The 12,865-nt window shown below is 47.9% G+C and carries 11 protein-coding genes and 1 pseudogene; 1 reads left to right on the plus strand and 11 read right to left on the minus strand.

Annotation, left to right across the window (positions count from 1 at the left end):
- Positions 1-39: 39 nt before the first annotated feature.
- The 11 genes and pseudogenes from P364_RS0102850 to P364_RS0102900 all read right to left on the minus strand — a co-directional run bounded on the left by P364_RS0102850 (position 40) and on the right by P364_RS0102900 (position 11,431).
- On the minus strand, positions 40-774 hold the full coding sequence (locus P364_RS0102850) for an alpha/beta hydrolase (protein WP_024628651.1): 735 nt from the start codon (positions 772-774) through the stop codon (positions 40-42).
- Positions 775-811: 37 nt separating this feature from the next.
- Positions 812-1,833: pseudogene (locus P364_RS35025) on the minus strand (FecCD family ABC transporter permease).
- On the minus strand, positions 1,826-2,833 hold the full coding sequence (locus P364_RS0102860; RefSeq protein ID WP_024628652.1) for a FecCD family ABC transporter permease: 1,008 nt from the start codon (positions 2,831-2,833) through the stop codon (positions 1,826-1,828). Before P364_RS0102860 ends, P364_RS35025 begins: the two are co-directional and overlap by 8 nt.
- A 24-nt stretch (positions 2,834-2,857) precedes the next feature.
- The gene (locus P364_RS0102865; protein WP_024628653.1) at positions 2,858-3,859 is read right to left on the minus strand and encodes an ABC transporter substrate-binding protein; all 1,002 of its coding nucleotides are present in this window, start codon (positions 3,857-3,859) and stop codon (positions 2,858-2,860) included.
- Between the two features lie 117 nt (positions 3,860-3,976).
- Positions 3,977-5,620 carry an AraC family transcriptional regulator gene (locus tag P364_RS0102870; protein WP_024628654.1) on the minus strand — a complete coding sequence of 548 codons (1,644 nt, stop codon included), beginning with the start codon at positions 5,618-5,620 and terminating at the stop codon, positions 3,977-3,979.
- A gap of 108 nt (positions 5,621-5,728) precedes the next feature.
- A complete protein-coding gene (locus P364_RS0102875; RefSeq protein ID WP_024628655.1) occupies positions 5,729-6,565 on the minus strand; it encodes an alpha/beta hydrolase in 837 nt (278 codons plus the stop codon).
- Positions 6,566-6,838: 273 nt separating this feature from the next.
- Complete coding sequence (locus P364_RS0102880; RefSeq protein WP_024628656.1) at positions 6,839-7,018, minus strand: tryptophan RNA-binding attenuator protein inhibitory protein; 180 nt, start codon at positions 7,016-7,018, stop codon at positions 6,839-6,841.
- Positions 7,019-7,219: 201 nt separating this feature from the next.
- Complete coding sequence (locus P364_RS0102885) at positions 7,220-8,080, minus strand: carbohydrate ABC transporter permease (RefSeq protein ID WP_024634566.1); 861 nt, start codon at positions 8,078-8,080, stop codon at positions 7,220-7,222.
- A gap of 25 nt (positions 8,081-8,105) precedes the next feature.
- A complete protein-coding gene (locus P364_RS0102890) occupies positions 8,106-9,050 on the minus strand; it encodes a carbohydrate ABC transporter permease (protein ID WP_024628658.1) in 945 nt (314 codons plus the stop codon).
- Between the two features lie 26 nt (positions 9,051-9,076).
- Positions 9,077-10,426 carry an extracellular solute-binding protein gene (locus P364_RS0102895; protein ID WP_024628659.1) on the minus strand — a complete coding sequence of 450 codons (1,350 nt, stop codon included), beginning with the start codon at positions 10,424-10,426 and terminating at the stop codon, positions 9,077-9,079.
- A 60-nt stretch (positions 10,427-10,486) separates the two neighbouring features.
- Positions 10,487-11,431, minus strand: coding sequence for an amidohydrolase family protein (locus P364_RS0102900; protein WP_024628660.1), 945 nt, complete (start codon positions 11,429-11,431; stop codon positions 10,487-10,489).
- A gap of 291 nt (positions 11,432-11,722) precedes the next feature.
- Here P364_RS0102900 and solA point away from each other — a divergent pair, with 291 nt between their 5' ends.
- A complete protein-coding gene (gene solA / locus P364_RS0102905) occupies positions 11,723-12,862 on the plus strand; it encodes an N-methyl-L-tryptophan oxidase (protein WP_024628661.1) in 1,140 nt (379 codons plus the stop codon).
- Positions 12,863-12,865 lie beyond the last annotated feature (3 nt).

The following is a 12,865-nucleotide window of genomic DNA, read 5'->3' on the forward strand; positions in this document are numbered from 1 at the left end:
GATATCGAAACAGAGTGAGAACTGCCTTAAGCCATATGCTCACTGATACAACCAGGATAATGCTTCGGGCAGATGTTTGGCAAAAAACAAAAGGTCATGCGTCCCACCCTCTTCCTCCACGTAATTCAGCCGCTCGGCAGGATAACCTTGGGCCAAAATCATGCGACACGCAGAACGTGTATTTCCCAGCATTTGTGCTTGAGCATTAGCCTTGTACACGCCCTCCAGACTCCCAACGTACATATACAGCTTCAACCCGCGGCGTTCAGCCCAGGCATAGTCACTCATATAATCGAGGAATCCTTCATACCACATAGAGGCCGATAACGCCCCAACCTTCCCAAACACATGAGGGAACTCCATCGCCGCAAACAGAGAGATCAGCCCGCCGAGCGAACAGCCGAGTATACCTGTATTCTCTGCATTTGCAAGAGTACGGTAAGACGAGTCCACATACGGTTTCAGCTGCTCGGTGATCGCCTTCAGATATATGCCTCCCTGGCCGCCAAACGCCGAAAAAAATGCATTCAGCGCCGGTACAGTCCATGGTGTATAATCATCGTTGCGATTGTGAGGTTCAATACCGACCAAAATCAATTCAGGCAGTTTGCCGGAGCGAAAGGAATGATCCAGCAGATTGCTGCAGGCTTTGGCTACCGCACCTCCATCCTGAATATAAACGACCGGGTAATGACGATCTCCCTCCGTGTAAGATGGCGGAAGCAGCAGATGGAGCGTCCAGCCATTAACGGACTCCTGTACCCATTTACTCATGTATGGAACCCTTCCCTCCTGTTTCAAATCTAGCTTGTTACATCCGGTTTTTGAGCAGCAAAAAGATGAAATAAGGAACGCCAATGATGGAGATGACGATGCCCACAGGCAGTTCTGCCGGGGCAAATACCGTTTTGCCGATCAAATCCCCTACAACAACCATCGCCATGCCGACCAACCCGGATACCGGAATGACCCGTTTATGATGAAGCCCTACCAGCCGCCGGGCAATATGAGGCGCAATTAACCCAACAAATCCGATACTTCCGGACACAGCAACACAGGCACTGACGATCCCAACACTGCCCAGCAACAATATTTTTCTCTCCCGATGAACATCCACACCGAGTCCCATGCTGCTGGCCTCTTGCAATTGCATTACATCCAGTACACGGGATTTAGCCCACAGCAACGGAATCAGCAGGACCAGCCATGGAATCATTGCCGATATGTATCGCCAGTTGGCATTATAGATGCTGCCTGTCAGCCATACCGTTGCCATCTCAAAATCGGAGGGGTTCATCTTCAGGGAAAGATAGAGCGTAATTGCACTAAATCCCGAGCCAATGGCAATCCCCACCAGAATGAGCCTTTGGGAATCCAATTGCCCGCGCTCCTGTGCAAACCACAAGATGAGAACGACAGCGGTTAATCCACCCACCAGGCCAAACAGCGGCATCGCCATAATGGATAACCATCCTGTACCTGTTATGGACCCCTGAAACAGAAGCATAAACAGCACCATGCCGTTCCCGCACCTGCATTAATGCCAAGCATGCCGGGATCCGCCAGCGGATTGCGCGCGATGCCCTGAATCACAGCTCCGGCAATCCCAAGTCCCAGGCCAAGAAGTAGTGCAATGACTATACGCGGCAGTCTGAAATCAAAAATGACCAGATCATGCTCATGGACAGGGTCCAGCCGCAATAACGTTTTGACGACATCCATCACGGATATATCAAAGGCACCGTTGGTCAGACTGATATAAACGGCTGTTGCGATGATTACTGCACTTATGAAAAAAACCGCCCATAATCTTCCCCGCTTAGGTTCAGGCATGTTTTCCCCCTCCTTTGGTTTTGATCAGATAAAGGAAGAAGGGAACGCCGAACAAGGCGGTGACCACTCCGATTGGCGTTTCAAACGGAGAGTTAATGAAACGGCTTAGAATGTCACACCAGGCCAAAAAGAAACCGCCCAGCAGAGCAGAACACGGAATAATCCAGCGGTAATCCACCCCGAAGAGGAATCGAGCAATATGCGGAACCAACAAACCGACAAAAGCGATTTTGCCCGCTAAAGCCACGGATATTCCCGTCAGGATGACCACACTCAAAATGGATAAAGCCTTAACCCATCCCGTACGCTGCCCCAGACTTGTTGCAACATCATCACCCATTGATAGAATAGTGATGGATTTCGAAAGGATAAGGGCTAACGCCAAGCCCACGATGGCAAATGGAATAATCAGCTTGATCATGCCCGGGTCCATCTGATGCAATCTGGCGTTATACCAGAAACTGATCGTTTGGGACACCTGATAATAGGTAGCCACCGCCTGAGATACACCGCCGAGGAATGTACCGATAATTGTACCCAGAATGGCAAGCCGAACAGGCGACATGCCACCCGGCAATAACCAGGCGATGAAAAATACCAGTCCTGCTCCAAGTGCAGATCCCGCCAAAGAGTAAAATATAAGACCAAGCGATGACGTATTCGGCATAAATACCATACATAAGGTGATGACCACTACCGATCCATCGGATACCCCCATAATGGAAGGGGATGCAAGATAATTTCTTGTCATGCCCTGCATGAGCGCACCTGACACCGCCAGAAAAGCCCCGATCAACAGAGCGCCAATAACACGCGGGAGCCGGGATGATACGATAATCTGATGATCGATGCTGTCTGTATCAAAATGAAAAATGGCTGCCGTAATGGTCGAAACGTCAATACTCTTGGCTCCGTACATGACGGAAGCCAGAATAGTTACAGCAATGAACAGAGGTGCTGCTGCGAACAGCACCACCGGATTCAATCTTCTCTTTTGCATAGGAGTATACACGCCTTGCTCTAATTATTTGGATAATTGCTCAACGGCTGCCTTCAGAAATTCAATACGGCTCCATGCCGGCCCACCCTCAGCCAATGGATCAATGACATTTACAAAAGCGTGATTTTCCTTCAGCGCAGTTGTCTTCTGGATAATCGGGTTGTTCTGCAGATCCGTCAGAGCATTCGGGGTGTCGGAGTTCTCAGATGTCTCAAATTGTACAAACACATAATCCGGGTTCATCTCTGCAAACTTCTCCACCGAAAGTGCTTCCTGTGCTTTTGCTGCCTGGATCTCGGCCGGAGCCTGGAATCCAAGGTCTCCATACAGAATCGGATTCACAAAGACAGACTCAGGATACACATACATTTGTCCGTTACGGATACGTACGGCCAGAACTTTTTTGTTTTCCAGTTTGTCTCCCAGTTCAGCTTGAGCAATAGTCAGAGCAGCCTTATACTGTTCAATCTCCTGTTTGGCCTGTTCCTGCTTGCCTGTCAGCTCAGCCAGCAGATTCAGGTTAGACTCCCAATCCGTTGCAATATGGGACACCTGAATAAATGGCGCAATTTTGCTTAACTGCTCGGCCACTTCAGGCTTAAACTTGGTGGAACCCAGGATAATATCCGGTTTCAGGGACAGAATGGTCTCAAAGTTAGGCTCAATCTTCTGCCCAATGGACTCAGCCTGATCCGTGATAGAAGCATACATCTCCGGGAATTCGCCGCCAAAAGTAATAGCCCCTACCGGATGTACATCAAGAACCAGTGCATCCTCCATCGCTTCCATGGAACCTGTAATAACAATACGGTTAACCTCTGTTGGGACTGTGTACTCTTTATCTAAGTATTTAATGGTTCGTGTGCCTTCAGCTGCCTCAGCTGTATCCGTTTCATTGGTCGTCGCCGTGGTTCCGGTCGAAGCCGAATTCTCCACATTTCCTGACGCGTCCTCTTTATTGCCGCACGCTCCCAATACAGCGAGCATACATATCATTACCAGCCATAACCCCAATTTCTTTCTCATCTCTGGTGATCCCCCTTCAATTTCGATTATTCTAATTGAGAATAATAATCATTATTGAATGATAAACAAGAATGAAGAACAGAACCATGGACTCTGTCCTGAATCTCTATGGATTTTTCACCGATAGCGATCCATCAGATCATCCAGGATGCGTTCGTTGGCGAGAGGCGAGTTCTCAAGCCATGGATCAGCCGTAATAATGAACAACCGGTTATTCTGAACGGACTTTATATTTTGCCACAAGGATGTTTTCTGCACATCTTCCCAGAAGGACAAAGTCTCACTCTCCTGACATACCATCAGAAATATCCAATCGGTCTGCATTTCATTTAACTGTTCCAGCGTAATCGGCTCGTTATATATTTCCCCTTCTTCACTGGTGTGTGCTCGCTTAACTGCCAAATCACCATATAACACTTCCAGCATGGAAGGTGAGCAATAACGTGTGAACTGATGTTTTAACAAACGGACAACGACAGCTTTCTCATGGCCAAGCTTCTGCTGCATCATCATTTTGACCTGCTCCGCCTTATGATCATAAGTTGCCAGCCAACTCTTGGCATCCTGCTGTGCCCCCAGATGTTCAGCCAGAGTTTGAAGCTGTGAACGCCAGTTGTGATCCGAGACCGTGAGGTAATGAACGGGCGCAATATCTTCAAGCATTTCTTTCTCCTCAGGTCGCAAATAGTCGTAACTGATAATCATGTCCGGCTGATGCTCTTGCAGAGCCTGAATTTTGGATTGCCACTCCATGTCAATCCGATAGGCACTCAGATGTACAGGGATGTCCTTGCCATACATTCGATAATAATACGATGTCCATTTTGGGTGTAGTGGTGCCGCATAAGGAATCATGTTTAGAGCCAGTAAATGTCCTGTAATTGCAATGTGATAGGCGGCAATTTTACGGCGGCGGCTGTTCATATATACCGAAGGCGATATTCCCATGGCTTTTTTGAATTTGCGGCTGAAATAAAATTCGTCCTGGTATCCAACCTGATGGGCAATGTCTCGCAGACGCATTTCAGTACCGGCCATCAGCTGCTTTGCCCGGTTCATGCGCAGTGAAGAGATATAATCGGTTGTACTCATTCCATATCTTCGCTTGAACAGATCCACATAGTATTTCGGACTCAGTCCGGCCATGCCTGCCAGATATTCCACGGTTAGATTCTCATTGGAATGCTCATCAATATAATCTTTGGTACGCTGAATCAACATCTGGGAATCTTCCTTGAGCGGAGGTGATGCTTCCGTAAGACTTGCAAGCAATTGGAGAAACTGTACATGTGCCTGAAAATGCCCCATGGCTCTGCCGCTATGCCACATATTGTGTATTTCTTCGCACATAAATGAAAGCTGAACGGTTGGTGATACGGCCAGCTCCTTGCTAGATCTGAACATCGGGGTATCTTTAACCACATGCAGGGTGTCAGGATCATCATGAAGCTCTTGATAAAGGTCAAACCGCACAATTGTTACTTCGGCTCCTTCATCTCCGAAAGAGGTCAGTCCAAAAGTGGATTCGGGTACACAGGAATATACGCCTTGTGCATGGATATGGATAGAACCCCGATCCAGTGTCAATAAGGCTTCACCACCGGTGACCATGACAAGCACATAAGATGAGGTATGTTGCTGGGGAATGTTCCAGTCGGACGTGGATTTCATTTTCTCCACATCACGTAATTTTATGGTCAATCTGTCGAGTGGATACGAGGTATTCACTTCTTGATTAGAGTATAAGTAAGGGGAAATCATCTATTTATAGGCCTCCATTTGATAATCATTCTCAATACCTATTTTCAGTATATCAAATTTTCGGAGGCCCTCATATCCACCAGTTCTTTCATGATGCCACTAACCCATTCAATCACTGGATACAAATCGCAGTGCCCTGCCTATAAACACAGGTAATACAGAAACGTGACCTTCATCTTCAAAACAGATAAAATCAGCTCGGACTACCCTTGAATCAGTACGGTTCAACCATTGGGTAAAAGCTCGGGAACGTTCAATAACCCCGCTGGGATGACTCCCCTCCAGCTCTCCTGCTGCAAGAAAAACGTGAATTTCCGAATGTTTATCCGTCATACGGGAAACAAACGTCTCTTGCTGTCGGGCGATCCATGCCAAGTTCCAATGAAGAGATGGACTACCTGCAACATAATTTCGGAATGTTCCCGGATGATCCAGTAATAATTGTAAAACAAATAACCCGCCCAGCGAGTGTCCCACAACAGACTGTCTGCTCAGGTCAATGGCATAGCGTCGTTCAATATCCGGCTTCAATTGTTCCTCGATAAATTGGGTGAATGCTTCAGCGCCGCCATGCTCCGGCCAAGCTGCTCCATCCGGCCTCCGGGGTAATTCCCCTTTGGGAACCGACATCATAAAATCATAGTGCCTGTCCGGTGGAAAGGGTTCCCGGGCTGTATACCCCACGCCAACTATAACTGCCGGAACAACACCGGTCTTCTCCGGACGCAAGGACTGTGCGCGCATGGCTTCAACCATTGTACCAAACACCGCATTCGCATCCAGCAGGTAGATCACGGGGTATCCGGAAGCTGGCGGGGCGCCCTCCGGCACCCAAACTCTGATTTCGTACTCTCTATCGGTCTGTTCTGCACGCATACGGTAAAAGGCAGTTCCCGGCAAAGTTACCTCCGATTCTGTTCCGTCATGTCTCGTCACTTTTCTCAATGAAGTATTCCTCCTCGTTGCTGCGGCTTTAGTCTCCGATTATATCCAAGGTCGGTTCTGCCTTCCATGGACGAATCACCTATTTCCATATGGAAAATGCACCGTTTGGAAGAACGCATCACCAAAAAGCCAGATCATCGTCCGGCTTTCTTGTGACCATGGTAACCAAGGCTTATGGTATCCCATGATTATGCTGAAGCATAACAAAAAGGACTCGCTATTGTGCTAGTCCTTTTGCTGCGATACGACATTAGTTCTCTGCCTATGAGAGCTTTATGTCTGAGAATGTTTTTTGAAAAAGTGAAGTAACGTTTGCCCAAGTGCAGTTAGTATAACTCCCTTACCATCACATTTCGTGCAAGGTTCTTTTTTATCATTAGTAATCACATATTTTTCTCTATTGCAGTTAGGACAAGGGAGCTCCAAATCGTCTGTTGCTATAACTACTGACATAAATAACCCCTTCCTTTTGTAGGATTTGTTGCACTTTTGAATAACATATCAAAAGTAAATTACTTATACAACATAAGGTCCCTTTTATTAGCACCCATCCCTACAGTAGAAACTATTGAGAGCGTCACAAAGCCGGCACTCCTGATGGAATCCGGCTTTGTTATATATTAAAAGAAAGGTTTGACACTTTTATTTATTTATTTATTTAAGACCTGTTGTGGCGATGCCACGAATAATCTGCTTCTGGAAGCACAGAAAGAGAATGATCAACGGCAGAACCGAAAGTGTTGCTCCAGTCATAATCTGCACCCAGTTACTGCTGTCCTTGGCCTCGCTTGAAAAGAACGCCATCCCGACCGGAATGGTAAACATCTCCTCACTTTGTGTAATAATGAGCGGCCAGATGAATGAATTCCAGCTGCCCAGGAATGTCAGAATGCAGAGGGTGGCAAACGCTGGCCTGACCAGCGGAACAGCAATACGAAGAAAAATGCCCCATTCTCCCATGCCGTCCATTCGTGCCGCGTCCAGTAGTTCCGAGGGAAGTGATTCCATGAACTGCTTCATCAAAAAAATGCCAAACCCGGATATTAAGCCTGGAAACAGAATACCCCAGTACGTATCCATACCGTTGAAACTGCTGGATACAAGATACCATGGAATAATCAGCATTTCAGTCGGCACCATTAATGTACTCAGGATGAGTACAAAGATTGCCTGCTTTCCCCAGAACGTAAACTTGGCCAGAATGTATCCCGTAATCGAATCAAATACGCAGACGCTCACGGTGGCAATGACGGCCACATATAAGCTGTTCAACATCCAGCGGGGAAATGGGGTTCCCTGAAAAATAGCCGCATAGTTATCCCATGTAACTTTGGAGGGAATCAGGCTTAAAGAGTAGATTTCATCCAGCGTCTTGAACGACGTCGATATCATCCATAGAAACGGAAACACCATTAACCCAAGTCCGAGCGTTAGCAATAGATAACTGATCATTGACCCGGAACGTTTCCAGCGGTGCGTTGTGCGGGTATTGGGCCATGCGGCAGATCTGCTCATGCTTGAGAAGCACCGTCCTTTCCTTTTAATCCTGTTGAAAACGGCCTCCCAGCACTTTAAGCTGAACCAGTGTCAGCATGAATATGATGGCAAAAAGAATGACGGTTGCCGCCGAGGCCAGACCCATATCAAAACTTTTGAAAGCCAAATTGTATATATGAAGCACGACAGATATAGTGGAATCTAACGGTCCGCCGCCTGTCATATTGAGCACCTGGGTAAAGGATTGCAGAAATCCGATGCTTGCCATAACGACGGAGAGCAGCATGACCGGGTTGAGCAGGGGGATTGTAATATAAACAAAGCGCTGCCAGCTCGTGGCTCCATCTATGGCAGCCGCATCATAATACAATTTGGGGATGTTTTGCAAACCCGCCAGGAAAATGAGCATTTGAAACCCGATATTTTGCCAAACCATCACCGCAATAATCCAGAAGATAGCCTGTGAGGGCGAATACAGGAACGATTGCGGTCCAAGACCCATTTCAATAAATAAGGCATTTACAATCCCGTTCTTCATTAGCAGCCACCGGAATATCCAGCTTACCGCCACTACACTGGTTACATACGGGATAAAGTACGCCGTCCTGAACAATCCGCGCAGCTTTACCACTTGCTGGAGAAGCAGAGCGACGATTAACCCGGCGATTAACTGTGCAGGCACACCAACAACGACGTAAATCCCTGTGTTCACCAGCGACTTTAGAAATAGAGGGTCTCTTAGCAATGTCGTATAATTATCGATGCCTACAAAGGGTTTATCCGGTGACAGCATGCCCCATTCGCGAAAGCTCACGTTAAAGGAATACAGAATGGGCAAGATGCGGATGACTACAAAATAGATCAGCGGAATCGACAAACCACCATAAATGAATAACCGCTGTTTATGTCTGTAATTGAGCCTTCCTATTCCCGATCCGAGCCATAATCGCCGTTTCGGCCGCGAGGGGATCACTCCGGTATTCCTCATAGCTGCGCAGCCTCCTTGATCAGGCTTTATTTTTTCTTATCCTGTTTCGCCCAGTAGTCATCATAGAGCTTCTGGGTTTTGGACACCAGATCATTAAAGGCCTTTTCTTCCGGCACATGATTAAGCAGCACCTCATCCACAGCGTTCACAAACAAGGTACGCTCCTGCGTCTCATCTATGAAAAAGTGGGCGTTGGCATCATTCAGTTGGGAGATAAACGGTCCAAGCAGCGGGTCATTCACATATTTGTCCTGAAGCGCCACTTCTTTCTGTGCGGGAAGTTCACCCACCTTTTCGACCCATTGTTCCTGAACACCCTTGCTGATCAAAAATTGTAGGAATGTTGTCGCTGCTTCCAGCTTCTCGCCGGTAACATTAGCTGGAATTGCATTGGCCCAGAATGAGGCCTGTGTGGATTTCCCTTTATAACCCGGCAGCGGTGCGACAGCAAAATTCAAATCGGGGGCGTCTTTTTTAATCGATCCCAATCGATATGAACCATCCACATTAATGGCAGCATGGCCCGTTTTGAAAGCATTGGCATCATCGGTGTAAAAGCCGTTAATGCCCACCTTATGCACGGTCGCAAAATCAACCAGATACTTGAATGCTTCAAGCCCTGCGGGTGTATCATTCCATAGGATTTTCCGACGATCCTCGCTTGTATCTTTGCCTCCCGCCTGATATAACAATCCGTCCCGGAACCAGTGATGAAGCTGGGAACCCGGTTCCCAGGCGAAACCCTCGGTCACCAACTGCCCGTTTTTGTCTGTTTCCGTTAATGCCTTGGCATCCGAGACAAGCTCTTCCCAGGTTGTAGGCGGTTTGTCGGGATCAAGTCCAGCCTTGGTGAACAGATCTTTATTGTAAAACAACCCTAAGGTCCTCACGCCTGTAGGCAGAGCATAATAGCTTCCGTTTAATTTGGCGGTATCGACAAAAGGGAAAAATGCCTCGGCGATGCCCGGAAAGCTGCTTTCAGGCAGCGGCTGTAAATAACCGGATTGCACATATTTGGGCAGCCAGCCATAATACAGATTGATGACATCCGGTCCTTTTCCGGCGGGTACAAGTGTGGCAACCTTTTGATTGTATTGGTCGTACGGGAAATTGGTTTGTTTGACTTTGATGTTAGGATGTTCAGTCTCGAATTCCTGGATTAAACTATTGATCAGTTCAACCTTGGCTGGAAACTCGTACTGCCAATATTCAATGGTGACGGGCTGCGTCTGATCACCCGAAGCTGTAGCTGCCGCCGAACCGGACTCTTCAGACGGCTTGGCAGAACAAGCCGTAATGCTTAATAAGAGTAAGCCTGCAACTAAAAATCGCAGGGTCTTGCTTGGCCTGAAAGAACGATAACCGGATCCCGTCATGTGAAGCCACTCTCCCCTCTTTTTGAACAAAAGTGTTATTACGTTCTTGATTTCCTTGGCTTACGCATTGGTGGAACCGACGGCTTTGCCAACAGGCAGCTTCAACAAACGTCTTGCGTTATTTCCGAAGATGAGTTCGATGTCGGCTTCTGGGAAGCGTAGTTCCCGGCATACCCGTACCTGATCCTGCAAATAACGATAGGGGTAACCACGTGGAAATCCGCTCGCATCCGTCCCAAAGATGATTCGCTCCGGACCCAGCAGCTCGTATGTTTTACGGAACAACGTCTCCAAGTTCAGCTCATAGGGCATCCAGCGTACCCACTGATTAGAACCCGAAGTGTCGATGTAAACATTGGGGCAGCTCCAGCTTAGATGCAGAAGCTCCTGAAAATAACCTGCGCCAAAATGAGGGATGATGAACGGAATATCCGGATAGGCTCGGGCCGTGTTAAAGATGGCGAGCGGACTGATGTTGGGATGATGAACGATGCCTCCGGCATGACCAAGTATGCCAAAATGAATCAGGACAGGCAGGCGCCGCTCTGCAAGGAACTCCCACACCGAATCAAGTGAAGGAGAGTCATAGGGAATTGGAGTGAGGGGACCAAACAACTTATATCCCCGCAACCCCAGCTCATCAACCGCCCGTCGAAGTTCAGTCGCTGCATCTTCATTTTCAATGGGATGATGGGCGAAACCGGTAAACCGATCTGGATATATCGATATTTGCTCAGCCAAATTGTCATTATCCAGAGCCGTCAAAAAGTTAAGTCCGGCAATATTGTATTTGTTCAATTCATCTACCCACCGTTCGATTAACGGCTTGGCTGCTTCCTCGCCCGCCTCCTCAGCCGCTGGAAAATCCCAGGTTAGTCGCATTCGCTCACTGCGTTCCTTACCATAGCGCGTCACCAATTCATGGGTTTTATGTGAGGAAAGCAGAAGTTTATAGGGCAGATGGGCATGGATGTCAAAAACTTGAAAGTCGGGATTGGAGAACATTGTTTTGCTCCTTCCGTTTAGGGGAATGGCTACTGTCACGATCTAATGGGCAAGTGTACTTGGTTTACTTGGTTATACACGTTGAATTAAGTTATAATACCTACTAATCAGGTCGGAATGTTTAGTTCCAAAACTTTACCACTATTTTGGTATGCATACAACTTTATCCTTAATCAAAATTTTCTATTGTCTTATCGGCTTTCTCTATAACCCGTTCTATTGACTGCCGTAGATTTGAAGACTAGATTATCCTGTATACGATTGGGCTCTGGAAAATAAGTAAAAGGAGGGATGGTCATATCACAATCCTATGATGTCATTATCGTTGGAGCCGGATCGATGGGCATGAGCGCGGGGTATTATCTGTCACGAAGCGGATTGAAGGTGTTGCTGATTGATGCCTTTGATCCTCCACATGCCGAAGGCAGCCATCACGGAGAACCCCGGCTTATCCGTCACGTATACAGTGGGGGACCAGACTATGTAGCTTTGGCCCTTCTGGCGCAGGAGCTGTGGGAGGAACTGGAGGATACGACCGGGGCCAAATTGCTTGTACCATCGGGTGTCTTGAATATAGTGGACCCGGACATCCATTCTTTTCACAATCGTTTAACCCATGCTGACGATGCAGGGATTCGGTATGAAACCTTGCGTGCCGCCGAGATCATGAAACGCTGGCCAGGCATTGAAGTACCTGAACATTACGAGGGAATGTATGAGCCTGATGCAGGGTATTTATTCAGTGAGCGCTGCGTGCTCGCCTTCCGTCAGGTAGCCGAAGCATTAGGTGCGACTCTGTTGACGCATACACGTGTTGAACATATCGAGTGCAGCGCAGAATCCGTTGGAGTCGTCACATCTGCTGGCGATACGTATTATGCGAATCAAGTCATTCTCAGTGCCGGGGCATGGTTTCAGGCGCTGAAACCATTCGTGAACCTTCCCATTCAGGCTGTACGCAAAACCGTGGGATGGTTCGATGCTCCAGAGGCATTGTTCGCCGAGAATCACTTTCCCGGTTTCACGCTGGCTGGAAGAGAAGGCGGATATTATGGATTTCCGAGCATTGGCGGGTCAGGTCTGAAGATTGGACGTCACGATACGGGGCAGGAGTGGGCACCTGGCAGTTCACTGGCGCCATTTGGCTCTGATGAAACGGATGAGGGTGATCTGCGGAGGTTGCTTGAACTTCGGATGCCTCTGGCAGCCGGAAAGCTGAAGCGTGGTGCGGTATGCAAATACGAGTTCACACCGGATGAAGATTTTATTATCGACCGTCACCCCGCCCATGACCATGTATGGCTGGCAGGCGGCTTTTCCGGTCATGGCTTCAAATTTGCAAGTGCAGTAGGCAAAATATTGTCTGACTTGGTGCAAACAGGTCATACGGATCAGGATATTGGGCGATTTGCCCTTTCCCGTTTTCGGTAAGAG

The sequence above is a fragment of the Paenibacillus sp. MAEPY2 genome (assembly GCF_000499205.1).
Lineage (GTDB): Bacteria > Bacillota > Bacilli > Paenibacillales > Paenibacillaceae > Paenibacillus > Paenibacillus vandeheii.